Source organism: Kineosporiaceae bacterium (genome assembly GCA_016713225.1).
In the GTDB taxonomy this organism is placed as follows: Bacteria; Actinomycetota; Actinomycetes; order Actinomycetales; family Kineosporiaceae; genus JADJPO01.
In genome coordinates this window covers 69940-95340 of the sequence record JADJPO010000005.1, presented here as the reverse complement: position 1 = coordinate 95340, position 25401 = coordinate 69940, and the positions used below count along the sequence as shown (strand labels likewise).

The 25401-nt window shown below is 71.0% G+C and carries 17 protein-coding genes and 1 pseudogene; 11 read left to right on the top strand and 7 right to left on the bottom strand.

The annotated features are described in order from the left end of the window. Positions 1-22: 22 nt before the first annotated feature. A complete protein-coding gene (locus IPK24_19330) occupies positions 23-2212 on the top strand; it encodes a DUF4118 domain-containing protein (protein ID MBK8077659.1) in 2190 nt (729 codons plus the stop codon). Further along, positions 2209-2907 (top strand): response regulator, encoded by a 699-nt coding sequence (locus IPK24_19325; protein ID MBK8077658.1) that lies wholly within the window; start codon positions 2209-2211, stop codon positions 2905-2907. Before IPK24_19330 ends, IPK24_19325 begins: the two co-directional genes overlap by 4 nt. Positions 2908-2923: 16 nt before the next feature. Here the strand turns inward: IPK24_19325 and IPK24_19320 are convergent, their stop codons facing one another. The 3 genes and pseudogenes from IPK24_19320 to IPK24_19310 all read right to left on the bottom strand — a co-directional run bounded on the left by IPK24_19320 (position 2924) and on the right by IPK24_19310 (position 6098). Next, on the bottom strand, positions 2924-3808 hold the full coding sequence (locus IPK24_19320) for a carbohydrate ABC transporter permease (GenBank protein ID MBK8077657.1): 885 nt from the start codon (positions 3806-3808) through the stop codon (positions 2924-2926). Between the two features lies 1 nt (position 3809). Further along, positions 3810-4733 carry a sugar ABC transporter permease gene (locus tag IPK24_19315; GenBank protein ID MBK8077656.1) on the bottom strand — a complete coding sequence of 308 codons (924 nt, stop codon included), beginning with the start codon at positions 4731-4733 and terminating at the stop codon, positions 3810-3812. Continuing rightward, positions 4730-6098 (bottom strand): annotated as a pseudogene (locus IPK24_19310) (extracellular solute-binding protein). The gene IPK24_19315 and the pseudogene IPK24_19310 overlap by 4 nt, the downstream one beginning before the upstream one ends. A 402-nt stretch (positions 6099-6500) precedes the next feature. Between IPK24_19310 and IPK24_19305 the strand changes: the two are divergent. Both IPK24_19305 and IPK24_19300 read left to right on the top strand, forming a co-directional pair. Next, positions 6501-8846: a glycoside hydrolase family 3 C-terminal domain-containing protein gene (locus IPK24_19305; protein ID MBK8077655.1), complete on the top strand. Its 2346-nt coding sequence runs from the start codon at positions 6501-6503 to the stop codon at positions 8844-8846. 35 nt (positions 8847-8881) lie between these two features. Then, a complete protein-coding gene (locus IPK24_19300) occupies positions 8882-9934 on the top strand; it encodes a LacI family DNA-binding transcriptional regulator (GenBank protein ID MBK8077654.1) in 1053 nt (350 codons plus the stop codon). 87 nt (positions 9935-10021) lie between these two features. Here the strand turns inward: IPK24_19300 and IPK24_19295 are convergent, their stop codons facing one another. Beyond that, complete coding sequence (locus IPK24_19295) at positions 10022-10510, bottom strand: DinB family protein (protein ID MBK8077653.1); 489 nt, start codon at positions 10508-10510, stop codon at positions 10022-10024. A gap of 39 nt (positions 10511-10549) precedes the next feature. Here IPK24_19295 and IPK24_19290 point away from each other — a divergent pair, with 39 nt between their 5' ends. From IPK24_19290 to IPK24_19280, 3 genes are all read left to right on the top strand, one after another. Then, entirely contained in the window at positions 10550-11359 is an 810-nt protein-coding gene (locus IPK24_19290; GenBank protein ID MBK8077652.1) for a DUF2817 domain-containing protein, read from the top strand. 105 nt (positions 11360-11464) lie between these two features. Continuing rightward, positions 11465-12091, top strand: coding sequence for a response regulator transcription factor (locus tag IPK24_19285; GenBank protein ID MBK8077651.1), 627 nt, complete (start codon positions 11465-11467; stop codon positions 12089-12091). Between the two features lie 13 nt (positions 12092-12104). Then, positions 12105-13484: a M23 family metallopeptidase gene (locus IPK24_19280; protein MBK8077650.1), complete on the top strand. Its 1380-nt coding sequence runs from the start codon at positions 12105-12107 to the stop codon at positions 13482-13484. A 56-nt stretch (positions 13485-13540) separates the two neighbouring features. Here IPK24_19280 and IPK24_19275 read toward each other — a convergent pair whose 3' ends face one another. Together IPK24_19275 and IPK24_19270 are read right to left on the bottom strand one after the other, a co-directional pair. Beyond that, positions 13541-15004, bottom strand: a complete 1464-nt coding sequence (locus tag IPK24_19275) for a dynamin family protein (protein MBK8077649.1) — start codon at positions 15002-15004, stop codon at positions 13541-13543. Then, on the bottom strand, positions 15001-16959 hold the full coding sequence (locus tag IPK24_19270) for a dynamin family protein (protein ID MBK8077648.1): 1959 nt from the start codon (positions 16957-16959) through the stop codon (positions 15001-15003). Before IPK24_19270 ends, IPK24_19275 begins: the two co-directional genes overlap by 4 nt. A 104-nt stretch (positions 16960-17063) precedes the next feature. Between IPK24_19270 and IPK24_19265 the strand changes: the two genes are divergently transcribed. Next, a complete protein-coding gene (locus tag IPK24_19265; GenBank protein MBK8077647.1) occupies positions 17064-18086 on the top strand; it encodes a hypothetical protein in 1023 nt (340 codons plus the stop codon). A gap of 17 nt (positions 18087-18103) precedes the next feature. On the opposite strand, the gene IPK24_19260 is transcribed toward IPK24_19265, so the two are convergent. Further along, entirely contained in the window at positions 18104-19939 is a 1836-nt protein-coding gene (locus tag IPK24_19260; protein MBK8077646.1) for a hypothetical protein, read from the bottom strand. A 170-nt stretch (positions 19940-20109) separates the two neighbouring features. Between IPK24_19260 and IPK24_19255 the strand changes: the two genes are divergently transcribed. From IPK24_19255 to IPK24_19245, 3 genes are read left to right on the top strand one after another with little or no spacing between them, the layout of a single operon-like run. After that, positions 20110-20754, top strand: a complete 645-nt coding sequence (locus IPK24_19255; GenBank protein ID MBK8077645.1) for a DUF4255 domain-containing protein — start codon at positions 20110-20112, stop codon at positions 20752-20754. Then, complete coding sequence (locus IPK24_19250) at positions 20751-22823, top strand: ATP-binding protein (protein MBK8077644.1); 2073 nt, start codon at positions 20751-20753, stop codon at positions 22821-22823. Before IPK24_19255 ends, IPK24_19250 begins: the two co-directional genes overlap by 4 nt. Positions 22824-22834: 11 nt before the next feature. Continuing rightward, entirely contained in the window at positions 22835-25264 is a 2430-nt protein-coding gene (locus IPK24_19245) for an Hsp70 family protein (GenBank protein MBK8077643.1), read from the top strand. Positions 25265-25401: the final 137 nt, after the last annotated feature.

Here is a 25401-nt window from a genome sequence, read left to right as displayed (position 1 = left end):
CGTGATCGGCGAGGAGGACCCCATGCGGCACGGCCGGTTGCGCGTCTACCTGGGAGTGGCTCCCGGTGCGGGCAAGACACATGCCCTGCTGGACGAGGCCCACCGGCGCGCCGATCGCGGCACGGACGTCGTCCTGGCGGCGGTCGACACCCACCGGCGCGCCCGGCTCGACCAGGCCCTGGACGGCGTGGAGCTGGTCGGCGACGGCTCGGCGATCGACGTCGCGGCCGTGCTCGCGCGACGTCCGGCCGTGGTGTTCGTCGACGACCTGCAGCGGGCGAACCCGCCCGGCGCCGAGCGTGCCACCCGGTGGCAGGACGTCGAGCACCTGCTGGCCGCCGGGCTGGACGTGGTGGCGACGGTCGACGTCCGCCACATCGCCTCGCTGGCCGAGGTGGTGCGGGCGATCACCGGAGCCGACCCGGACGGCGCCGTGCCGGACCGGCTCCTGCGCGAGGCCGATCAGCTGCAGCTGGTGGACATCCCGCCGCACGCGCTCCGCCGCCGGCTCGCCCACGGCGGGTTGCTCACCGCCGAGCAGCTCGATGCCCAGCAGGCCGCCGGGTTCCGGCCGGAGGTGCTGGCCGCCCTGCGCGAGGTGGCCCTCGCGTGGGCAGCGGCCACCATCGCCCAGCAGCACCTCGCCCACGGCGAACGGCCGGCCGGCCTGGACACGCAGCTGGCAGCGATCGCCTCGCCGGTCACTCCTCCGCTGGACATCCGGCTCGCCACGCCGCGGGACGACGGGCGCGGGGCCATCCCCCGGCTACGCCGAGGGCTCTCGACCCGGCGACTGGGATACGGGACGGCGCTGGCGCTCGTGATGCCGTCGCTGGCGACCCTGGCACTGCGCGCCGCCGGAAGCTGGGCCGGCCTGGCGATGGACAGCCTGTTGCTGCTGCTGACGGTGGTGATCACCGCCCTGGTCGGCGGCCTGTGGCCGGCGCTGCTGGCCGCTGTGCTGGCGTCGACGCTGTTGAACTACTTCTTCATCCCGCCGGTGTACACGCTCCGGGTCGGCGAGCCGCACAACGTCATCACGTTGATCATGTTCCTGCTGGTGGCCGGTCTGGTGAGCACGGTCGTGCACCGGGCGGCGACGCAGGCCGGGCGAGCCACCCGGGCAGCGGCGGAGTCTCGATCGCTGGCCACCCTGGCCGAGGAGGTGTTGCGCAGCGACGAGGCCTTGCCGGCCCTGCTCGAACACCTGCGCACCGCCTTCGGCATGACCTCGGTCAGCCTGCTCGAACAGGCCGGGACGCCGACCTGGCGCGTGGTGGCCGGGCGCGGGCCGCAGCCACCCGGGCGGCCCGAGGAGGCCGACGTGACCGTGCCCGCCGGTGATCACCTGATGTTGGCGCTCGCCGGGCGCGGCCTGGCCGCCGGAGATCGCACCCTGCTGCGGGCCTTCGCCGCGCAGGCCCAGGGCCTGTTGGAACGCGACCGGCTGGCGCGCGCGGCAGCACAGGCCGCTCGATTCGAGGCAGGGCAGAAGCTGCGTGATGCCCTGCTCGGCGCCGTGGGGCACGATCTGCGCACCCCACTCGCCGCGGCCCGCGCCGCCGTGAGCAGCCTGCAGAGCTCCGACGTCACGTGGGCACCGGCCGAACGCCAAGAGCTGCTCGACACCGCTGCGCAGTCACTCGAACGCCTCGGCCGGCTGGTCGCCGATCTGTTGGACCTGTCCCGTTTGCGGGCCGGGGCGCTGACCGTGGCCGGCGAACCGGTCTGGCTCGAGGACCTGGTTCCCCCGGCGCTCGATGAGGTCGGCCCCGACGCGCAGCACGTGCGGCTGCGCCTGGCCGAGGACCTGCCCGCCGTGATGGCGGACGGCGCGCTGCTGACGCGGGCGTTGGTCAACGTGATCGCCAACGCGGTGCGCCACTCCCCCGCCGACACGCCGCCGCTGGTGGCGATCAGCAGCATCGCCGGGCAGGTCGAGGTGCGCGTGATCGACCGGGGGCCAGGGGTTCCCGAGCAGGAGCGCTCCCGGATGTTCGTGCCGTTCCAACGTCTGGGAGACACCGACAACTCGACCGGGCTGGGGCTGGGGCTCGCGGTCTCACGCGGTCTGGTCGAGGCGATGGGCGGCACCCTCGAGGCCGAGGACACCCCCGGCGGTGGACTCACCATGGTGCTGGCGCTGCCGGCCGCCCCCGCCGACCTGCTCGCCGTCGAACCCGGACGGCGCGAGCGCGGTGAGCCGACGTGAGCCGGGTGCTGGTGGTGGACGACGACCCGCAGCTGTTGCGGGCGTTGCGGATCAACCTGCGGGCTCGCGATCACGAGGTGCACGTGGCCGCCACCGGCACCGACGCGCTGCGGATCGCCGCGGCGCACCCGCCGGAACTCGTCGTCCTCGATCTGGGACTGCCCGACCTGGACGGAGTGGAGGTGATCGGCGGCCTGCGTGGCTGGACCGACGTCCCGATCATCGTGCTGTCCGGGCGGGCGGGCAGCGCCGACAAGGTGCGTGCGCTCGATGCCGGCGCAGACGACTACGTGACCAAGCCGTTCGGTATGGAGGAACTGCTCGCTCGGATGCGCGCCATCACCCGACGGCTCGGTGCCGCGGAGCCGGCGGCGACGCCCGTCGTCCGGGTGGGGGCCGTGAGCGTCGACCTGGCAGCCCACCGGGTGACCCGCGACCTGCCGGACGGCACCACCGAGACGGTGCGCCTCACCCCGACCGAGTGGCACCTGCTCGAGGTCCTGGTGCGTCAGCCGGGCAAGCTGCTCGGCCAGCGCTACCTGCTCACCGAGGTGTGGGGCGTCGGCTACCTCGATCAGCCCACCAACCTGCGGGTCTACATGGCCCAGCTGCGCCGCAAGCTCGAGGCCGACCCCGCCCGGCCCCGCCATCTGCTGACCGAGCCGGGTATGGGGTACCGCTTCCAGCCCGACTGACCCTCCCTCGGTGATGCTACTTGCTGAAGCCGGCGGTCAGGCCGGAGAGCAACTGCCGGCGTCCGACGGCGTAGAAGATCAGGATCGGGAGCGTGGTCAGGACGACGGAGGCCAGCACCGCGGGGATGTTGACGCCGTACTGGCCCTGAAAGGTCCACAGCGCCAACGGAAGCGTGCGCCGCTCGGGGTTCTGGGTCAGGATCAACGGGAGCAGGAAGTTGTTCCAGACACCGAGGGCGTTGTAGATGGTCACCGTCACCAGGGCCGGCCGGGTCAACGGGAACGCCAGGCGCCACATGGTGCCCCACTCGCTGCAGCCGTCCAGCCGCATCGACTCGAACAGCTCCCGCGGGACGTCGCGGATGAAGTTGGACAGCACCAGCACCGACAACGGGATCGCGAACGCGATCGAGGGCAGGATCATCGCGGTCAGGGTGTCGTAGAGCCTCAGCCGGATGATGATCAGGTACACCGGGATGATCACCGCTTGCAGCGGGATCGCCAGGCCCATCAGGAAGATCGAGTTCGAGATGCGCAGGAACCAGCCGTGGCCACCCCGGACGATCCCGAACGCGGCCATGAACGAGATCAGTACAGCCGGCACGATGGCGCCCACGGTGACGACGACACTGTTGGCGAAGTAGCGGATGAAATCGCTCTCGATCACCAGCCGGTAGGCCTCGAGCGACCACTGGTCCGGCGGGGTGAGCGGGTTGGTGGCGAAGAAGTTGCTCTGGCTCTTGAAGCTCGAGATGACGATCCAGTAGATCGGCAGCATCCCGATCACCAGCCACACCCAGCCGGCGAGACCGCCGGCCCAGTTGAGCCGCAGGATCTTGGCGGTGGTACTGGTCCCGCTGGAGACGATGCGGGGCTCGGTCACGGGTGTCGACGGCGCCATGTCAGGCACCTTCCAACATGCTGTCGGTCTGATCGGTGCCACCGAGGCGGCGCAGCAGTAGGGCGATCCCGAGCCCGACGAAGACCAGGATCACGGCGATCACACTGGCCGGCCCCATCAGGTTGGCCATGAAGCCGCGCTTGTACATGTCGAGCGCGAGTACCCGGGTCGCATCACCCGGGCCCCCCGCGGTGAGCACGAAGATCAGGTCGAAGAAGGTCAACGACCCGACCACCATCAGGGTCGAGGAGGTGATGATCGTGTACTTCAACTGCGGCAGCGTGATCGAGAAAAACTGCCGTACCCGCCCCGCTCCGTCGATCTGGGCGGCTTCGTAGATCGAGCGAGGGATCTGCCGGACGCCGCCTTGGTAGATCAGCGAGTGGAACGGCACGAACTGCCACGACACGATGAACACGACCACGCCGACGGCGAGGGTGTCCTTGCCGAGCCAGTCCTGTTGCAGGAACGCCAACCCGAGGCCGGCGCCGAGCCCGAAGTTCGGGTCCAGCAACGCCTTCCAGGTGATGGCGATCGCCGCCGACGACAGCAGCAACGGGATGAACATCAGCACCGCCATGACGCCGCGGTAGCGCTGATGACCCGCCAGGAAGGTGCCCAACAACAGACTTGCCGGGGTCTGCACCAGCCACGAGAGGATCATGATCTCGAAGGTCACGAGCAGCGAGTGCACCAGCTGTGGATCGGCCAGGACGGCGCGCCAGGCGTTGAGGCCATCCGGATGAATGGCGCCGATGCCGTCCCATTGCGTGAACGACAGGACGACGACGCCGATCAACGGGACGACACCGAAGACCACGAAGAATGCCAGCGCGGGGATGACCAGCCAGCCCAGCGACCCGCTCCGCCCGCCGCGGGTGGCGGAGCGGGTGCCCTTCACGGCGGGCGGAGCGAGCGCGGTCATGTGCCGATCGTTGCGTTCAGCGCCGTGGCGAACTGCTCCGGACTGATCGAGAGCTGGAACAACTTGGCGATGTTGTCCAACAGCACCTCGGCCGCGGTCGGGCTGAGCGCCTGGTCCCAGGACTGCACGAAGCTCTTGGCCTCACTGGCGATCTTGTACTGGAACTTGAGCCAGTCCGCGTCGGCGCCGGCGATCAGGCTGTCCGAGCCCTTGACGATCGGGATGTTGCCCGAGCCGATCCAGGCCTTCTGCTCCTCGGCGTCCAGGATCGCGTCCTTGAAGAACTTCTTGGCCGTCTCCTTCTCGGCGTCGGTGGCCTTGGCGGAGATCGAGTAGTACTGGCCGGGGTTGCCGACCGAGTTGCTCGGGTCGCCCTTGCCGCCGTCGACGCCGGGGAAGTTCATGTACCCGAGGTGACCGCCGGTGACGAAGTCGCCGCCGCTGGTCTTCATCGATCCGTAGGTCCAGGCGCCGTGAAGCATCATCGCGGCCTTGCCGCTGTAGAGCAGGGCCTGGTCGGCGTTGGAGTCGGCGGTGATCGAGGAGAAGCCCTTTGACGAAGCCGTTGGCCTTGATCAGCTTCTGCATCTCGGTGAGCGCCTGAATGGCTGCCGGGTTGCTCCAAGCGCCCTTCTCACCGTCGAAGGCGGCCTGGAAGACCTCGGGGCCGCTGATCCGGTCGAAGAGGAACTCCAGCCACATCATGTTGGTCCAGCGGGACTGCCCGCCCAGAGAGAACGGCGCCACACCTGCGGCGTTGAACTTCGGGACCAGGGCCAAGATGTCACCCCAGGACTGCGGGGGCTGAACGCCGACCTTCTCGAAGACCTTCTTGTTCCAGTACAGGACGATCGGCGTGACCGTCTCGCCCGGCATCGCGTAGATCTTGTCGTTGACCGTCGCCGCGCCGAAGGCTGCCGGGAAGATCTTGTCCTTGACCGCAGCGTTCTCGCCGAACCAGCTGGTCAGGTCCTCGACCTGGCCCGCATCCACCCAGCTCTTCAGACCGCCGCCGCCCCAGCCCCACAGGATCGTCGGAGCCTGGCCGGCGCCGAGCGCCGTCTTGATCTTCTGCTTGTAAGCGTCGTTCTGGAACATCGTCAACGCGATCTTGGAGTTCGGGTTGGCCGCGTTGAACCGCTCGACCGTGGCCTTGCGGATCGCCTCCTGCGGTTGCCCGGTCAGGGTCCAGTACGAGGCGCCACCCGCGGCGGCGGCACCGCCGGCCGAGGCACTGCCGCTGGACTGTGTCGGGCCGGAGCTGCCGCATGCGGCGAGGGCTGCGCCGGTGAGTGGCAGGCCGGCGGCCAGCGCGAGGAAGCTGCGCCGCGAGGTCATCCTGGAGTCCACACTGATCTCCGTCATGAGAGCCGCGGTCCGGCCGCGGACTGTCTGCTGGTCCGGGTTGCCGTGCAGGGTGATGCCGAGTGCCACGACCGTGAGGTCGCCCGGGTGATCACGGAACCGACGCGATGGACGGTGTCGAAATGTTTCGAGATACACCGTACGTGTCAACGTAGGTTTCGACGATGACACTGTCAATACCCTTGAAGTCCTCGTGTCCAAAGAGCAACACTCATAGGCGATACAGCCACCTCGGCGCCCCGGACCCGTCTCGAAACTTTTCGAAATATCTGGGCGTCTCAGCTGGAGGGCGCACAGATGATCGACGACCAGGCCAGGTCGGACTCCCCCGGAACCGCGGACGAGGCATGGCGTGATCCGCGCCGTCCCATCGATGAACGAACGGCCGCGCTGCTGGCCGCGATGACACTGGACGAGAAGGTGGCGCAGCTGGGCAGCCGCTGGGCCGGCAACGACATGCACCTCGCCCCCGAGGCCGGCCACGTCGGTGCCGACCCGAGCCCCGTCGTCCGGCCGGGCGACGGTCAGGACGAGGCGACCTTCACCGTCGCCCCGATGCAGGACGTCTTCGCCGCCTCCGGCACGGTGCCACTGGAACAGGCGAGCCGCGACGGCCTGGGCCAGCTGACCCGGGTCTACGGCAGCCGTCCGGTCTCGGTCGCGCAGGGGGCGGCCGAGGTCGTGCGCCAGCAGCACGTCGTCCTGGCGGGCAACCGGTTCGGTGTCCCGGCGATCGTGCACGAGGAGTGCCTGACCGGCTTCACCGCCTACGGCGCCACCGTCTTCCCCGCGGCGATCGCCTGGGGCGCGACGTTCGACCCCGACCTGATCGAGCGGATGGCCGCTGCGATCGGCCGCGACATGGCCGCTCTCGGTGTGCACCAAGGGCTTTCGCCTCTGCTGGACGTGGTGCGCGACTACCGCTGGGGCCGGGTGGAGGAGACCATCGGCGAGGACCCCTATCTCGTCGGCATGCTCGGTGCCGCCTACGTTCGCGGGCTCGAAGGCGCCGGGGTGATCGCCACGCTCAAGCACTTCGCCGGTTACTCCGCCTCGCGCGCGGCGCGCAATCACGGCCCGGTCTCGATGGGACGGCGCGAGCTGCTCGACCTGATCCTGCCCAGTTTCGAGATGGCGATCGCTCTCGGCGGTGCCCGCTCGGTGATGAACTCCTACTCCGACATCGACGGTGTACCGGCCGGCGCGGACCCCTGGTTGCTCACCGAGATCCTGCGCCACGACTGGGGTTTCACCGGAACCGTGGTCTCGGACTACTGGGCGGTGCCGTTCCTGGCCTCGATGCACCGGGTGGCCGCCGACACCGAACAGGCAGGGGCGATCGCCCTGGCGGCGGGGATCGACGTCGAGCTGCCCGACACCCTCGGTTTCGACCGTCACCTGGCCGACTGGGTGCGGCGCGGCGACCTCGACGAGGCGCTGATCGATCGGGCCGTGGCTCGCCACCTGCGCCAGAAGATCGAGCTGGGCCTGCTCGACCCGGGCTGGACGCCGCAGGATTCGGTGGCCGGCGCCCTCGCGGTCGACCTCGACTCCCCCGGCAACCGCGCCATCGCCCGCGAACTCGCCGAGCGCTCGATCGTCCTGCTCGATCCAGGCACGGCACTGCCGCTGCACGGCGAGGCGCGCCCGCCGCTGCACCGGGTCGCCGTCATCGGACCGTGCTCGGACGACCCGCGCACCTTCATGGGGTGCTACGCCTTCCCGAACCACGTGCTGCCCCGCTACGCCGACAAGGGCCTGGGGATCGACGTGACCTCGGCGGTCGACGCGCTGCGGACCGAGCTACCCGAGGCGGACGTCGTCCACGCTCGCGGGTGCGACGTGTTGGGCGAGGACCGCTCGGGCTTCGCGGCGGCCGTCGCCGCGGCGTCCGGGGCGCAGGTCTGCATCGCCTATGTCGGCGACCGCGCCGGGTTGTTCGGCCTGGGCACCTCGGGCGAGGGCTGCGACGCCGCCGACCTGCGATTGCCGGGCGTGCAGGCCGAGTTGCTCGAGGCCGTGCTGGCGACCGGTACCCCTGTCGTCGTGGTGGTGGTCTCTGGGCGCCCGTATGCCCTCGGCGCGGTGCACGGCCGAGCCGCAGCGCTGGTGCAGGCGTTCATGCCCGGTGAGGAGGGCGGCACCGCGATCGCCGGCGTGCTCTCGGGTCGGGTCCAGCCCAGCGGAAAGCTGCCGGTGCAGATCCCGCGGGGGCCGGGCGGGCAGCCGGGCACCTACCTGCAGCCGCCGCTGGGTTCACCCGACAGCACCGGGATCAGCAATCTGGACGCCTCGCCGCTGTTCGGCTTCGGCCACGGCCACTCGTACACCACGTTCGAGATCGACGACCTCCAACTGGACGCCGAGGAGGTGGCCACCGACGGAGAGCTCACGGTGTCGGTCCGGGTGACCAACACCGGCGGGCGCAGCGGTGACGAGGTCGTGCAGCTGTACCTGCACGACGTCCTGGCTCAGGTGACGCGCCCGGTGCGCCAGCTCGCGGGCTTCGCCCGGGTGCCGCTCGAGCCGGGCGCCTCGGCCCGGGTCAGCTTCCGGCTGCACGCCGATCGCACCGCGTTCACCGGCCGCGACCTGCGACGCGTCGTCGAGCCGGGCGAGATCCAGGTCATGGTGGGCAACTCCGGGCAGAATCTGCTCTGCCGGGCCTCGTTCCGGCTCACCGGGCCGCTGCGGGTGGTCGGGCACGACCGTCGGTTGCTCACGCCGGTGGACGTCGTGGCCACCTAGCCGAGGCACGCACGAGAGGCAAGGAAGAGGACGGGATGGACAGCGAGGTCAGGGGCCGAGGGCGCCCGACGCTGGCGGCAGTGGCCGCCTCTGCCGGGGTGTCGGTGGCGACCGTGAGCAAGGTGCTCAACGGCCGCAGCGACGTTGCGCCGTCGACCCGTGCCCGAGTACAGGACGTGTTGCAGCAACACAGTTACGTGGCCGTGGCACCCCGCCGCACCGACCCCCGGCTCAGGACCGTCGAGGTCGTCTTCGACCACGGTCTGCACGCCTACACCGCCGAAGTGGTGCAGGGGGTGCTGGACGCCGCGCTCGAACTGGGCGTCACCATCACCGCCAGCAGCGGACCGCGAACCGCGGACGAGCCGGTGACCGAGCGTCCGACGGCCTGGGCTCGGCGGCTGCTCACGGCCGGCCGGACGGCGGTCGTCGCCATCACGGGTGAGCTGACCACCGCCCACCTGACCGCGCTCGACAAGGCGCGGATCCCGGTGGTGGTGATCGACCCGCTGAACCCGCAGCTGGCTCGGCTGACCAGTGTCGGGTCGACCAACTTCGCCGGTGGGATGTCCGCCGGGAATCACCTCATCGGCCTCGGCCACCGTCGGGTCGCGTACGTGGGAGGCACCGGCACCGCGGCCTGCACCTCGGCCCGTGGCGCTGGGTTACGGGCGGCCCTCGAGGCGGCGGGTCTGACCCTGCCCTCGGAGTACGTCACCTCGGGCAACTTCAGCTACGCCACCGGACTGGCCGGAGCCTCTACGGTGCTCGATCTGCCCGAACCACCGACGGCGATCTTCGCCGGCTCGGACGAGATGGCCCTCGGGGTCATCGAGGCGGCCCGGCTGCGCGGGCTGCGGGTGCCGCAGGACCTCTCGGTGATCGGGTTCGACGACGCCCAGCTGTCACGGATGGCCTCGCCGCCGCTGACCACGATCCGTCAGCCGCTGGCCGAGATGGGCGGCGTGGCGCTGCGGACGGCGCTGCGCCTGGCTGCCGGCGAGACCATCGCATCCCATCACGTCGAGCTGGCCACCCACCTCGTCGTCCGCGGCTCCACCGCCCCACCCCCCGCCACCACCCCCTGACGAGCGCGATGTCACATCGCACTCGTCTGGCGAGCGTGATGTGACATTGCGCCCGCCGGGCTCGAGCGTGATGTCACATTGCGCTCGTCAGCCGGGGTCGGCGGCGAGAATCTGCTCCCGCAGGATGTCGGCATGGCCGGCGTGGCGCGCCAGCTCCTCGATGAGGTGCAGGTGGATCCATCTCAGGCTGACCGAACCCCTGCGGCGATGCGGCACCTCGTCGGCGAACCGATGGGCAGCCGCGATCCGACGTGAGCTCTCGCAGGCCGCCCGGAAATCGGCGATCGCCGAGGCGACGGTGTCGTCGTCCGTCAGGGTGAAGCTCTCGTCGATGTCGTCGGGCAGGCCCACCTCGTCGCGGGTTCGACCGGCCACGGTGACCTCGAACCAGACCCGTTCGGCGAAGGCAGCGTGCTTCACCAGGCCGAGTGGGGTGGTCAGCGAGGGCACCAGCCGGCGCCTCGCCTGATCCTCGGTCAATCCGTCGACGGCGGCCACGAGTTCGGCGCGGTTCTCCTCGAGCATCTCCTCGATCTCTGCGCGACCCGGCTCCACGACATCCTCGGCGGCACTCATACCCCGAGCCTAGGCGAGGCCGAGATCAGCCCGAGGCTCGTGACGGCTCAGGTCCGTGCCCGGCGACGCCGATGGGACGGCGTGCACGAACCCCTGACCCGCCGAGCGCTGATCGTCGGCCTGCTCTCAGGGGTGGCGACCGTCGCGAGCGAGGTTGCGCACCCGGTCGTCGCACGGGCCGAGGCCGCGCCCACGGGCCCAGCGCCCGGACGCCGCCTGCTCGGCCGCTCGACTCAGGGTCGCTCGATCTGGGTGCACCAGCGCGGACCGGCCAACGCCGCCGCCACCGTGCTGGTGGTGGGCAGCATCCACGGCAGCGAGCCGGCGGGTATCCCGATCGCGCAGGCGCTGCTGACCCAGGCCCCGCCGTTCGGCGTCCGGTTCGTCGTGGTGCCCACCATGAACCCGGACGGCGACGCGCTGCGTCGGCGCCAGAACGCCCGCGGCGTCGACCTCAACCGCAACTTCCCCGGTGGGGTGCACCGCGGCACACCCGGCGACGTCTACTACTCGGGGCCGAGAGACGCCTCTGAGGTCGAGACCCGGCTGATGCGGGGGCTGATGGAGGAGACGCAACCCGACGCGATGCTCGTCTACCACCAGCACCTGAACGTGGTGGACCACTGTGGCGGGGACCTGGCCGTGAGCCGCGCCTACGCGAGTCAGACCGGCATGCGGGCCGCTCAGCTGCCCCGCTACCCCGGCTCGATGGCCACCTGGCTGCACCGGCTGCTGCCCACCTGCACCATCGTCACCGTCGAGCTGCCGGCCGCGGTCGGCACGGCGCTGCGCCGGCGGCACGTGACCGCCGTGCGTCGGCTGGCGGTCACCGTGGCAGCGTCCGGCTGAACCACGTCGCGCCGCGTTGAGCGGATGTTGAGCCCTCGGTGACGGAACGTGCAGGGCGATCAGGACAATAGGGATCGGAACGGGCTCGGCAACAAGGGGTGGGTCATGAGCCAGCGCATTCCGGTCTATGTGTACGCCAACGATCCGATCAGCCAGGCGGGGGTGGCCAGTGCACTGCGGCCACGGCCCGAGACCTGGGTGGTCGGCCAAGCAGACCTCGACACCGCCGAGGTGGCGGTCGTCGTCACGGACTGTGTCGACGAGGACATTCAACGGGTGTTGCGCGCCATGAAACGCGGCAACGACCCCCGGACCGTGCTCATCGCCTCGGTGCTGGACGAGCAGGCGGTGATCACCGCCGCCGAAGCCGGCGTCTCGGCAATCCTGCGCCGGGCCGAGGCGACAGCCGACCGGCTGGTGAGCACCATCGTGCGCGTTCGGGCCGGGGAGGGCGAGGTACCGGCCGATCTGCTGGCCCGGCTGCTCGATCACGTCGGTCGGCTGCAACGGCAGGTACTCGCCCCGCGCGGACTCACCTTCTACGGACTGAGCGAACGCGAGATCGCGGTGCTGAGGCTGGTCGCCGAGGGACTCGACACCGGCGAGATCGCCCGGAGGATGTCGTTCAGCGAACGGACGATCAAGGCCGTGCTGCACGATGTCACCACCCGGTTGCAGCTGCGCAATCGGGCGCACGCGGTGGCCTACGCCGTCCGCGAGGGCCTGATCTGATCCGGGTCGAGCGATGGAACGACTGACTCCGCTGGAGATCTACCAGGCTGCGCTCCAGGCCGGCTTCTCACGGCAGGACGCCGTCACCTGGACGGCGATCGCGCTCGCCGAGTCGAGCGGTAACCCTCGGGCGCACGCCACGCAGGGTGAGGACTCACGCGGTCTGTGGCAGATCAACCTCAATGCGCACACCAATCACTGGGGCGACCTGTACGACCCCGTGGTCAACGCCCGCGCGGCGTACGAGATCTCCGGCGGGGGCAAACGCCTGCAACCCTGGTCGGTCACCCACGCGGCCAATGCCAACACCCCCCGGGACTATCGGCGCTACCTCGACGACGCGGCCGCGGCCGCGGACGGGCACATCGGCACCGTCCCGGGGGCGGGTCAGGGGTCTGCGGTGGCCGATGCCCTGACCTATTCCGGGGTATCCGGCTCGGGGCCGACCTGCCAACCCGTCTCGGATGCCCGGCTCACCGATACCTTCGGCGCGGCCCGGGCCGGTGGACGCCACCATGAGGGCATCGACATCTTCGCCGCGCGCGGAACACCGATCCACGCCGTCGCCTCGGGCACCGTTGTCCAAGGTTTCAGCAACTCGATCGGCGGGGTCGTGGTGCGTGTCCAGGGTGACGACGGCCGCTACTACTACTACGCCCACCTGGTGCCGGGCAGTCAGTCGCACTTGCAGGTCGGTCAACACGTGCAGGCCGGTCAGGTCATCGGCGGCGTGGGCACGAGCGGCGATGCGGCCACCACGCCACCGCACCTGCACCTGCAGATCCGCGAGGACGGCCAGTGGATCAACCCCTTCGGCTTCCTGCAGCCGTTGCCGGACATCGAGGACGTCGCGGGCGGCAGCACCGCTGTGATGCGCGACAGCTTCGCCATCGATACCGGCGCCCCGCCGTCCGTGGCCGACACCGACCACGACGGGCTGACCGACCAGTTCGAGGCCTACTTCGGCACCGACCCGACGCTGGTCGATTCCGACAAGGACGGCCTCAGCGACGCCTACGAGACCGCCACCAGCCATACCGATCCGCTGTCCGGCGACACCGATCGGGACGCCGTGGGCGATGCCTACGAGGTGGCTACGGGAAGCGACCCCGGTCACGCCGTGGTGCCGGCGGCGGCCCGGGTGGCCGGCTTCGGCGGGTTGGAGACCCTCGACAGCGATCAGGACGGCCTGAGCGATGCCTACGAGATCCACGGCGGCACCGACCCGCTGCTCGCCGACAGCGATGCAGACGGCCTGGCCGACGGGGTCGAGGTGGCACGCGGCAGCAATCCGCTCTCGATCGACAGCGACGACGACGGGCTCACCGACCCCTTCGAGACATCCTCGGCAACCGGCGGCACCGACGATCTGGTGCCCGGCCACGACCTCTGACCAGCCACGACCTCTGACCAGCATGGTTGAAGTCCCGAGATCCGTTGCGGGCCAGATCATCCGGCGCCGGCCACGATCCCCTCGCAGGTGCGGCCCACCGCCCGGGCCGCGGTACGCACCGTGCGTTCGGCGATGGGCGATTCGGCGAGCCGTTGCCAGTGTCCGAGTGCGGCCAGGGCCGCGGCGCGCACGGCGTCGCGGGAGGCGTCCGGGGGCAGGCCCAGACGATCGGCGGGGCTGTACCCGCTGCCGCCGAGCAGGCGGTCCATCTCGGCGGCGAGATCGCTGCGGACGGCGAGCACACCCGAGCGCAGTTCGTCCAGCAGCCGGATCTCGACCAGGTCGTGGGCCGAGGCGGTGACCTCATCGATCGCGAGCTGCAGGCGCCCCGGATCGCGTACGCCGCGCGAGGCGGCGACGGCGCGCAGCACCGCCAGCGCCGAGCGCACCTGCAGCACCCGGCTGCGAGCGGTGAACTGGTGCAGCAGAACCTGCCGCAACCGGTCGAGGCCGCCATCGGCGGTCAGCCGTCGTCCCAGCAGGTTGGCCGAGGGCGTCTGGCCGGCACGCACCAGGTCGACGGCGAGGCGCACGCCGAACAGACCGAGGCGGTCGAGCAGATGGCGCCGCTCGAGCGAGGTGAGCGGCAGCCGGTGGTCGTCCGCGCAGAACCGGCCGGCCGTCAGCATCAGATCGTCGGTCTGCCGAGGCGTCAGAGCAGCCAGCACGGCCAGTGCCCGGAATTCCCCCTCGCGCAGGGTCACGCCGGCCTGCGCCAGCAGCCCCGCGACGGGGATCACCAGCGGGCACACCCGGCGCATCCGGATATCGGTGGTGTAGCGGGCGGCGATGCGGGCCGCCACCTCGAGAGCGTCGCGCCGACAGGCGCCGACCTCGTCGGCACGGGACAACACGCCGACCGCGTTGACCGGGCTGCCCCGGGCGAACTCGTCGTCGTGAAAGGCCTCCAAGAAGCGCACGTCGCTGGAATGGGCGTGCCGGAGCAGGTACAACACGGCATCGGCCACCGACGGACCGCCGCCCTCACCGCCGAGCACGACCGAGGCACGCGCCGAGACCTCGGCCGACAACGAGGCGATGCCGGGTGTGTCGATCAATGTGACATCGCGCAGACGCGAGGTGGGCCAACGGATCTCGAGATGGTCGACCGCCTCGACGGGGACGCCCAGGTCGACGTCGATCGACCCGCCGTCTCGCTGGTACGGCCGCACGCCGGACGTGCCATCTCGACGATGGATGATCGCCTGTGGTCGCTCGGCCCCGACGTACCAGGTCACCACCTTGGTGCACTCACCGGCATCGGTGGGGGCCAACTCCTCCCCCACGAGGGCGTTCAGCAGAGTGGACTTGCCGGCCTTGACCCGGCCGGCGATGGCCACGCGCAGCGGGCCGTCGAGACGGCGTGTGACGTCGACCAGCCGGGCCTGGGTCGCGGCGTCCTGTGCCTGGCCATGCGCCCACTCCAGCAGGTTGCGCACCGACTCGAGCAGATCCGTCATCCCTGCGCCTCCAGCCGGCGGCCCAGGCCGCTGATCGTCTCTCGGCGCCGGGTGAGCTCCACCGCACGTCGGTCGCGTGCCCGGGGCTCGAGCGCAGCCGCGTGGCGAGCCTGGTCGAGTGCCCGTTGCGAGGACTCGGCCAGGACGCCGGCCCGGTCCTGGAATTCGTCGCGCAGCTCGCGGCGGGTGCGGCGCAGGGCATCGGAGCAGTCATGGCCGATGACGAACATCGCCTCGTCGAGGTAGCGGCGAATGGCGATCTTGGCCTGCTGGCGTCGATACGCCAACTGCCGCGCCCCCTCGTCCTTGATCAGCCGACGCCCGATCCCGACCCCCACCGCCAGGGCCAGCGGCCCCAGGACGAAGGCCAGCATGCTCACGCCGGTGAGCGAGGCGGCGCCCGCGACGATCGTCGGCACCAGCACGGCGGTGCGCCCGGCGATGACCGCGCGCATCGCATGCTGCCCCTTCACGGGTGGCCCTTCCTCGGGCCGGCTCATGGACACCCCGCGCAGCACATCGGCCGCCGCCGTCAGCCCGATCTCGAGCGAGGTGTCGGATTCGAGGGCGAATTCGTGGGCGACATCCATGGCGAGTTCGTGAGCACGCTGCACCAGCAGTGCCTGGTTCTCGGTGGCGGCCGTGACGACGCGGCGCTGGAGCCATAGTTCGATATCGGGCCAGGTTTCCCGCGGGTCGCCCGAGTCCACCACCGTCTCGGCATCCCGGGCCAGAACTCGAAGTCGTTCGGCGAGATCGTGTTTGACCTCGGCGACCAGATCCTCGATGCCATCAGTGAGCATCTGTTGCCAGCTCGCGTGCTGCCCGGCGACCCGCTGCGCGCGATCGCAGGCCTGCTGCAGCCGGTCGACCACCAGGGCGCTGGTCTCAGGCGCGGCGAGCACCTCCTGCTCCGCCTCGAGCTCATCGGCAAGCTGGTCGCGAGCGAAGCGCAGGTCTCGCGCCGCGGCATCGACCGCGGACGTCGCCGCGGCCTGCACCACGGCATCGCGGAACCAGTCGAACAAGGACTCGAATCCGCTCTCGTCGTTGAGTTCCGGTGTCCGCCAGGCACGTAGTCGAAGGAACGAGGACACCGCCATCACCGGCAGCTCCAGCCCGGCGTGGCGCAGGTGCTCGCGGTCGAGATCGACCATGCGCTGCCACTCCGGGTACAGGTCGGTCTTGGTCACCACGCACACCGCGATCGGGCAGCACTCGACGGCACGGCGCAGGAAGTCGACTTCGGGGGCGGTCAGTTCCTGCGAGGCGTCGGTGACGAAGATGACCGCTGCAGCCCGGTGCAGTGCCGCCAGGGTGGCCAGTCCGTGGGCCGAGTCCAGACCGCCGACGCCCGGCGTGTCGACCAGGCACAGGCCCGTGCGCAACAACCGGTGGGGCAGGCCGACCTCGACGCTGCGCAACCGTCGGCGCCACGCGGGATCTGCGCTCTCGCACACCAGGTCGCGCAACCGGTCGACGTCCACGGGAACCCGTTCGGGCACACCCGGTTGCGCCTCGACCCCGGCCTCATCGTGAGCCGCCTCGGGTTCGAGCAGCGCCACACCCATCGGCGGGTCGGCCCACCGAACCAGAGTGGGCACCGTGGTCACGATGTCGGCGTCCACCGGGCACACATCGGTCTGCAGGATCGCGTTGAGCAAGGTGCTCTTGCCCTGTTTGAACTCACCGACCACGGCCACCGCGAACAGCTGCTCGGCCAGTCGCTGCCGGGCGGACTGCAGGTGCCGGCCGACATCGGGCCGCTCGAGTTGCTCGGCGAGCCGGCGTCCGGCGTCCAGCGCGCTGAGCGCATCGCCGATCGACGGTGGGCGCGACGACGGTTCAGGTGCCTGCGCAGGTGAGTCGGAGGCCCACCTCTGATACTCGCCACAGGAGCCACAGAACTGCTCGTCGTCCGCAATCGGGGCACGACAGGCATGACACGCGGTCACCGCGGACCCCCCTCTGAAAGCCCCTCCCCCTGGCGGCAACCCAGGGGTAGCCTCGACGACAGGGCACCCGTGGGGGACGGGTCTCCTCGGAAGGGGTGGCCGGCATGTCCAGCCTGGCCTGTACCGCGTGCGGCACGATGAACCAGGCCGGTTCGAGTTTCTGTTCCGGCTGCGATGCCTTCTTGGGATGGACCGGTCAGGCCGTCGCCGAGACGCAGCCCGACGCGGTCCGCGGCACTCGGTCGACGGCAACTCCCCGCGCGGCACCCACACCTCACGCGACACCCACCCCCCGGGCGACACCGACACCGAGCCGGGCCCCCGATTCGTCCGCTGGTGTCGGCGTGATGGGCACACCAGCCCTGGTGTGTGGCTGGTGCCGCACCGGCAACGAGGCGAACCGCCGATTCTGCCGCCGCTGCGGAAACTGGCTCGTGACACCGACGTCGAGCCCCCAGGCCACACGCCCCTCGGCGCGGGACGCCCGGCCATGGTGGCTCGGCGGACCCAGGACGCCGTATACCGGGGAGCTCTCCCGCACCACCATCGCCTATCGCGTTCTGGCTGCGGTCGGGGTCCCGGCCCTGATCGTGCTGCTGCTCGCGCTCACCGGCCAGCACCCGGTACGCCGGGTGACCGACCTGGCAGGGCATCTGCGCGGCACCGGCCGCCTTGATCGACTCACCGCCACCAGCGCCGAGCCCCAGGGCAAGCCCGCGGCCGCGGTCGACAACGTCCGCGCCCTCGGCTGGAGCCCCCGCTGGCCCGGCACGACCACCCGGATCGACCCGGACGCCGTGTGCGCCAGCACCTCTGCCGTCGGGCCGAGCCTGATGGTGACCTTCGCCGAGGAGGCCGACGTTCGCGAGATCGGCGTGGAGGCCGGACTGCCGGACGGTGACGGCCAACGGGTGCACCGCTGGCGACCGGAGGTGATCCGACTCGACTGGGTCGGCGGCGGCTGCCAGGCGATCCAACTGGACGACGTCCCCGACCTGCAGCGCTTCGGCGTCGCTCAGCCGACGCTCGTGAGCGGCGTGCGGGTCACGATTCTGTCGTGCTACCCGGCCGACCCCGCCGTGGCCGGCTCGACCGACATCGGCGAGATCACCGTCTGGCATCGCTGAGGGTGGGCAGTGCGTCATCACCCGAATCCCGTCGCCAAGGGCGTGCACGTCAGCCCGGTGGGCGCCGTCGTCGTCGAGAGACAGAAGGCGGCTGCCTGTTGCTGGGTGTCGAACCCGTTGTAGACCACCAGATAGGTCCCGGAGCGGTAGGGGGTTCTCACCCGTAGGTCATCCACGGTCACCAACAGAATCGTTGCGCCGGGCATCGACGCAGCGATCTGATCGCGCACCGCTCGGGCCAGCGCCTCCTCGGGATAGGCCGTCCCCAGATGCGCAACCCACGGACGCAGTACGCCGGTGGTCCTGGTGATCGGCTCCGACGGTGGGGTCGAGCTGGGTGGAATCGGATCGGGAGTGAACGGCGTCGACTCATTCGGTACCGAGGGAGTCGTGTCCGACCCGCCGTCCGGCACCGGCACCGGTGCCGGTGCCGTGGTCGGAGTGGTCGTCACCGCGACCGGCTGAACGCAGGTCGAAGCGCCCGGTGCGTCCTCGGCCGAGACCGTGTCGCCCGATACGGCCACCACGACAACGCTCACGCAGGTGTCGCGTGGGGGAACCACGTCGGTCCGCATCATCGAACCGGGGCGGACGACGTCGTCGTTCACGAGCCCGTCGATGAGCACTCGGTGGTCGTACTTCGGCTGCCGCTGCCAGGCCACCGTGAGCGTTCCGTCCGTGTTGGCGGTGGCCGTCACCCCGGCCGGCGCCGTCAGCGATGCCTCGAGCACCGTCGCGCAGACCGGGTCTGCGGGGCCGCCGGCCGCACTGCCGCGGGTGGCCTGCACCGTGAAGCATCCCTGCTCGGACCCTTCGGGCACCGCCACGTCGATCTGGGTGGCCTCCCCACCGACGGGTTGCCCCTGACCGAGCCCACCCGAGGTCGGGTCCACCGGGCTGACCAGGTATCCGGTGGCCCGGTCGACGGGGACCCAGCTCACCCGCACCCGTTGCGCGCTCACCCCCCGCGCCGTGACCCGGGTGACCTGCCCGGGTGCGGCGTCCGTCTGGCGGGCACCCTTGACGGCTGGCAGCCGAACCAGCCAGGTGCCCAGCAGCAGCAGCGGCACCAGCAACGCCACGGCCGCGGTCATCACCCCGCGCGAGAGCACCGGGCGCTGATCGACGGCGGCCTCGAGCACCGGCCGGGTGGGATCGGGCAGGCCTGGTGTGGTTGTGGGCCGCCCGGTGCCCAGCGGCCGCCCCGATCCCGCCGGCTCGCCACTCACGCGGAACGGCAACCGCACCGGCGAGCCGCGCAGGAACGGTTTACGAGGACGCACCTGTAAGCGCACCATGACCCGGCCGCCGACCGGCACCACGACCGCGTCCTGCGACAGGGCGAATCCCAACTGCTCATCGGGATCGGAAGCCTTCAACACCAGGTGTACCGGAGCGTTACCCCAGTTGGCGAAGGTGATCCGGAACGTGGTGCGCCAGCGCGCCCGACCGGTCATGGGCACGATACTGCTCTGCAGATCCAGGACCCGCCCGACCTCCAGATCGGCTTCGGCCACAACGCATCTGGAGGGGTCGACCAGGGAGTACACCCGCACCCCGAACGGCAACGGCGCCGACCCGGCGACCGCTCCGGCCGGCGGGCACAACACGACGGTGCCCTCCTCCTGCTCGCCGGCGTAGACCCGCAGCTCCCCCGGTACGGCCTGCCACCACGGCGGATCGAGCCCGACGACGTCGACGCGATAGGACTCCACGATCTGGCCCGGGTTGCGCACCTGGATCGGAACCGGAACCTGCCCGCCGGGTTCGACCGCGAATCGGACGCCGCCCAGGGTCAGCTCGGGATCCGCACCCTGGCCGAGGTCGACGATTCTCGAGCCCTCCTCCGCCATCACGCCTCCCCACGCGTCCCCGAGTCGAGCCTAGGACGGCGCACCGCAGCAGTCGCAGTGCATCCGGCCGCCCGAAAGGGCAGGGCATGGTGCCCATCCGGCCGCACGCCGGCCGTCCCCCAGCGGTGGCCTCCGCCTCGATCCTGAGCCGATGGAGGGAGGCGGGCCACGTGATCTACGAGGTGGACGAGGCCCTGCGTCGCCTGATCCGCACCGAGGGCCTGGTGACCGCCGAGGTCGAAGTGGTCTTCGACGCCCCGACCAAGGACTGGGCGAGCCGACGGAACACCCCGACCGTGGATGTCTACCTCTACGACATCCGTGAGGACCTGCGACGCCGGGAACGCGGCCGGATCAACGAGTACGCCGACGGCCGGGTGGTGGCCCGACGCCTGCCACCGCGTCACTTCAAGTTGTCCTACCTGATCACCGCGTGGACCCAGCGACCCGAGGACGAACACCGCACCCTGTCCTCGCTGCTGTCGGGATTGCTGTGCCACGACGCGATCCCGCGTGACCTGTTGCCCGAGAGCGTGGCGGACGGCCCGCCGTTCGCCCTGACCATCGGCCTGCCGCCGCCGGAGGATCGGGCCTTCGCCGACGTCTGGTCGGCTCTGGGCGGTGAGCTCAAGCCGTCCCTGGACCTCGTGGTGACCATGCCCATCGACACCGGTCGCCGATTCGAGGCCGAGAAGGCGGTCACCCGCCCGCCGAAGGTGCGCGTCGAGGGGGCGGGGCCGAACCCGGCGGTCGAGGAACGGAGCGGTCGCCTGACGGGTGACGGATCACCCGGACGAGGAGAGGACCCGGCATGAGCACGACCGAGCACGGGCTGTCCCCGCCGCGAGCCGTGCCGATCGAGACGCTCGCCGGCGATCACCTCGCCACCCGGCTGGGTCTGATCGAGGCCCGGGTACGGTCCCTGGTGGAGCAGCGACGTCTGGACGACCCTGCCGTCGAGGACCCTTTCCGCGGGCTGTACCTGTCGGAGGAGGACGTCGACCGGCTCCTGGCCTCGTCCGGGTCGTCGGCCCCGGCGTCCCTCGATGATCTGGCGGCCGTCGAGCAGGCTCAGGATGCGTGCGAGGCCGCCGGAGCTGCCTCGCGGCTGCGCCGGCTGCAGCGCACCACGGCCCTGACGCCACTGGATGTCGAGTTCCTGCTCATCGCCCTGGCCCCCGATCTGGACGGTCGGCTGGAGCGACTCTACGGCTGGCTCAACGACGACGTGACCCGGCGCCGAGCCACACCGGGCCTGGCGCTGGCGTTGTGTGGGGTACCGCCCTCGGCCGCGAGCGCGAGGGCTCGGCTGGCGCCGTCCGGAGCCCTGATCCGTCACGGGCTGGTCGTCGTCGAGGAGGCCGACCGCCCCTTCCTGGGCCGAACCCTGCGGGTACCGGACCGCGTGACGGCGCACTTGCTCGGCGACGACACCCCGGACGCGGCGGTGGGCGACGTGCTCGCCACCACGCCGCCGCTGCCCGGCGTGGCATCCGATCGGCTGACCCGCCAACTGCAGCGTGGCGTCCGGCTGATCTACCTGCACGATCGAGGGCGGCTGACCGGAACCGCCGTGGCGGTCGCGGCGGTGCAGGCCGCCGGACGACGAGCGGTGATCGTCGATCTGGCGCAGCTGGCGACGGCCGGTGAGCGCGAGCAGCTGCTGATCCTGGCCGGCCGCGAGGCCCTGCTGCAGGACGGCGCGCTGATCGCCGGTCCGATCGAGGCACTCGCCGAGGTGGACGCCGGGCTGGTGCGCCGCCTGGCAGCGCTGCCGGTGCCGGTGCTGGTCACCGGGCAGAGCACCTGGGACCCCCGCTGGAGCAGGCACGTCCCGCTGCTGGTGTCAGCGCCGGTGCTCGCACCTCGAGAACGCGAACGCCTCTGGCGCACAGCGCTGGGAGCCGACCAGGACGTCGTCGTCCCGGTGCACCTGCATCTCGGACCGGACCAGATCGACCGAGCGGTCACCGCGGCGCGCCTGGCGGCGGATCTCGCCGGGACGCCGATCGGCGAGAACGATCTGCAGGCCGGGGCGCGCTCGCAGAACACCGCCGGCCTGGAGCGGCTCACCCATCGCATCGAGCCCATGGTCGGGTGGGTCGACCTGGTGCTGCCGGACGCCGTGCACGGCCAGCTGCGCGAACTCGCGGCCCGCGCCCGGCACCGTGATCAGGTACTCGGCACCTGGAAGATGCGCCCGGGAGGCGGTCGGGGCCGCGGGGTGACGGCGCTGTTCGCCGGCGATTCCGGCACCGGCAAGACCATGTCCGCCGAGGTGATCGCCGCCGAACTCGGGCTGGATCTCTACCAGGTCGACCTGGCCACCGTGGTCGACAAATACGTCGGCGAGACCGAGAAGAACCTCGAACGCATCTTCAGCGAGGCGGCCGGGGTGAATGCCGTCCTGCTGTTCGACGAGGCCGACGCGGTGTTCGGCAAGCGCAGCGAGGTGCGCGACGCCCACGACCGCTACGCCAACGTCGAGAGCGCGTTCCTGTTGCAGCGCATGGAGAGTTTCGACGGGCTGGCCGTGCTCTCGACGAACCTGCGGGCCAACATCGACGAGGCCTTCACCCGTCGACTCGATGTGATCATCGACTTCCCGGCCCCGGACGAGACCTCACGACGCGCGCTGTGGCACCGCTGCCTGACCGCGCCGCTGCCGATCGGGGAGGACGTGGACCTCGACTTCTGCGCACGGGCGTTCGAGTTGACCGGCGGCAACATCCGGTCGGTCGCGGTCACCGCCGCCTATCGTTGCGCCGCCTCCGGGCGGCCGGTGTCGATGGCCGACGTGATCACGGCCGTCCAACAGGAGTACCGCAAGCTCGGCCGCCTGGTGCTGCGAGAGGAGTTCGGCACCCATCTACCCCGTTCATGACCCCTGTGAACATGACCAGTTCGAAGGAGCGCGCCGTGCCGTATCACCTGGGGGTGGACATCGGGACCACGAGTACCGCTGCCGCCATCTGTTCGGGCGGCCCGTCGGAGGCCCTGCCACTGGGCAGCCGCGGCGCGGCGGTGCCCACTGTCGTCCTGGTGCGCCCCGATGGCACCGTCCTGGTCGGCGAGACTGCCGAGCGCCGAGCCCACGAGCACCCCGACCGGGTGGCGCGGGAGTTCAAACGCCGTGTCGGAGACAGCGTTCCACTGCTGCTCGGCGGGTCGCCCTACCCCGCCCCCCGGCTGATGGCCATGGTGCTGCAGTGGGTGCTCGAGCGCACCGTCGAGTTGCGCGGCGCTCCCCCCGACGAGGTGATCGTCAGCCATCCGGCCAACTGGAGCCGGTTCAAGACCGAGGCCCTGGTCGGTGCGTTCGCCGCCGCCGGGTTGCCGGTGGTCACCCTGATCACCGAACCGCAAGCGGCGGCGCTGCACTTCGCCGGCACGGAACGGATCGACGTCGGTGAGATCGTCGCCGTCTACGACCTCGGCGGGGGCACCTTCGACGCGGCCGTGCTGCGGCGCACCGAGGCCGGGTTCGAACCGGTCGGCGCCCCCGAAGGGATCGAGAACCTCGGCGGCATGGACTTCGACGAGGCGGTGCTGGGCCATCTGCGGGGCGCTCTCGGTGAGCGCACCTCGGCCCTGGAGACGGCCGACGCCAGTTCGCTGCTCGCCCTGCGACGCGCCGCGATCGAGGCCAAGGAAGGGCTCTCGGACGACGTGGACGCGGTGATCCCGGTCCGGTTGCCCGGGACCAGTCTGGACGTCGTCCTGCGCCGCGGCGAGTTCGAGGAGATGATCCGCCCCTCGCTCGAACTGACCGTCGACTGCCTGGAACGCACCGTGGCCCGGGCCGACGTCGCGGCCGCGGACCTTGCCGCCGTGGTGCTGGCCGGTGGATCGAGCCGGATCCCGCTGGTGCGTGAACTGGTGGGCAGCCGGTTGGGCCGGCCCGTGGTGCTCGACCACCAGCCGCAGTTGGCCGTCGCGCTCGGGGCCGCCCTGGTCGGGCAGGCGCCGGTCGGTGCGGCCGGCGCTGCGGACACCGCAGCCCTGGTCGGTGCCTCGGGTGCCGCGGTCGGTGCCTCGGAGGTGCCCGTCACAGCACCGGAGATCATGCCGATGACCCCGCCGCCGGTGGGTGCGATGACCACCGTGATCCCCTCGGGGGATCGGTTCAGCTCGCTCGGTCCCGCCGAGGACGCCCCGGCCCGGCGAACGCTGCCGGTCGTGTCGGGCAGGGTGATCACCGCGGCGTCCGTGGTCGGATTGCTCGCGCTGGGAACGGGTTTGTGGTTCGCCTTCGGCCGTGAGGACATCACCGAGACGCTTCCGATCTCCACCGCCCTGCCCAGCGGATCCCTGCCCACCAACGGTCCGTTGCAGACGTTGACCCTGACCGTGCCCGCCACCGGTGGCTGGGTGGGCACCTCCGACGGGCTGATCGCCTGTGGCGGTGGCCGCACCCGGTGTGCCGCACGGTTCATCACGGGGGCGGTCGCCGCGTTGCAGGCCCACCCGGACGCCGGCTCGTCAACAGTCTGGGGGGGAGCCTGCGCCGGAACCGCTGCCGGAGCCGAGTGCCGGGCAGCCGTCGTCGCCGGGACGAAGGTGACGGTCACGTTCGTTGGGGGGACGACCGCCCCGACGCGAAACAACGGCAATGGCGTGGGGCCGAACCGCATCCCGCCGACCTCCCGTGACGCCAGCCGGCCGCCCACGACGATCATCACGACCTCCAAATCGGTCGCCGCACGGCCCGGCGCCGTCACGTCGATGAGCCTCTCTCACCCGAGCTCCACCACGCTGGACCTGGCCTGGGGCGCGGCCCCCGGGGCAACGAGCTACCGGCTCGGCTGGACCGAGAGCGGCAGCGACGGCCGGACCTGGACCTCGGATGACACGGAGTACGGCGCGGACCGTCGGGGCGTCACCCTGATCAGCCTCCGCCCGGGTCGCACGTACACCGTGACCGTCACACCGCTCAACGCCGTCGGCGCCGGCCCCACATCCCAGCGCGCGATGGACACGCTCGCCGCGGCATCGCCGCCGTCGGCCGTCTCGTCCATGAGCTTGTCCGATCCGACGACGACCACCCTGGCCCTGCACTGGGGCGCCGCCAACGGAGCCACCAGCTATCGCCTGGCCTGGACCGAGAATGGTGCGGACGGCCGGACCTGGAGGTCGAGCGACACCGAGTACGGAGCAAGCCGCCGGGGCGTGACCTTGATCGGTTTGCGCCCGGGTCGGACCTATTCGGTGTCCGTCACCCCGCTCAACGCATCGGGTAGCGGCCCGACCACGACGCGCTCGGCCACAACGCGTTCGGTGCCGACAGGATCGGGATCGACACGATCGGTACCGACGAACAGTTGACGACGGGAGCCCTCCAACCCCGATGCCGTTGCCCGTTCGGGAAGCGCAGGCTGCCCGTTTCGGCGCTCCCGCGTCCGTGCGTGACCGGCTGCGTCGTGACCAGGCTGGGGGGTCATCCACGCGAGCGGGGAGGATTC

Excerpts from the sequence above, each read along its gene's own strand:
- IPK24_19285 (MBK8077651.1), top strand. The coding sequence starts at position 11,465 with ATGAGCCAGCGCATTCCGGTCTATGTGTACGCCAACGATCCGATCAGC.
- IPK24_19305 (MBK8077655.1), top strand. The coding sequence starts at position 6,501 with ATGACACTGGACGAGAAGGTGGCGCAGCTGGGCAGCCGCTGGGCCGGC.
- IPK24_19300 (MBK8077654.1), top strand. The coding sequence starts at position 8,882 with ATGGACAGCGAGGTCAGGGGCCGAGGGCGCCCGACGCTGGCGGCAGTG.
- IPK24_19275 (MBK8077649.1), bottom strand. The coding sequence starts at position 15,004 with ATGACGGATCTGCTCGAGTCGGTGCGCAACCTGCTGGAGTGGGCGCAT.
- IPK24_19250 (MBK8077644.1), top strand. The coding sequence starts at position 20,751 with ATGAGCACGACCGAGCACGGGCTGTCCCCGCCGCGAGCCGTGCCGATC.
- IPK24_19260 (MBK8077646.1), bottom strand. The coding sequence starts at position 19,939 with ATGGCGGAGGAGGGCTCGAGAATCGTCGACCTCGGCCAGGGTGCGGAT.
- IPK24_19265 (MBK8077647.1), top strand. The coding sequence starts at position 17,064 with ATGTCCAGCCTGGCCTGTACCGCGTGCGGCACGATGAACCAGGCCGGT.
- IPK24_19330 (MBK8077659.1), top strand. The coding sequence starts at position 23 with ATGCGGCACGGCCGGTTGCGCGTCTACCTGGGAGTGGCTCCCGGTGCG.
- IPK24_19280 (MBK8077650.1), top strand. The coding sequence starts at position 12,105 with ATGGAACGACTGACTCCGCTGGAGATCTACCAGGCTGCGCTCCAGGCC.
- IPK24_19245 (MBK8077643.1), top strand. The coding sequence starts at position 22,835 with ATGACCAGTTCGAAGGAGCGCGCCGTGCCGTATCACCTGGGGGTGGAC.
- IPK24_19295 (MBK8077653.1), bottom strand. The coding sequence starts at position 10,510 with ATGAGTGCCGCCGAGGATGTCGTGGAGCCGGGTCGCGCAGAGATCGAG.
- IPK24_19320 (MBK8077657.1), bottom strand. The coding sequence starts at position 3,808 with ATGGCGCCGTCGACACCCGTGACCGAGCCCCGCATCGTCTCCAGCGGG.
- IPK24_19315 (MBK8077656.1), bottom strand. The coding sequence starts at position 4,733 with ATGACCGCGCTCGCTCCGCCCGCCGTGAAGGGCACCCGCTCCGCCACC.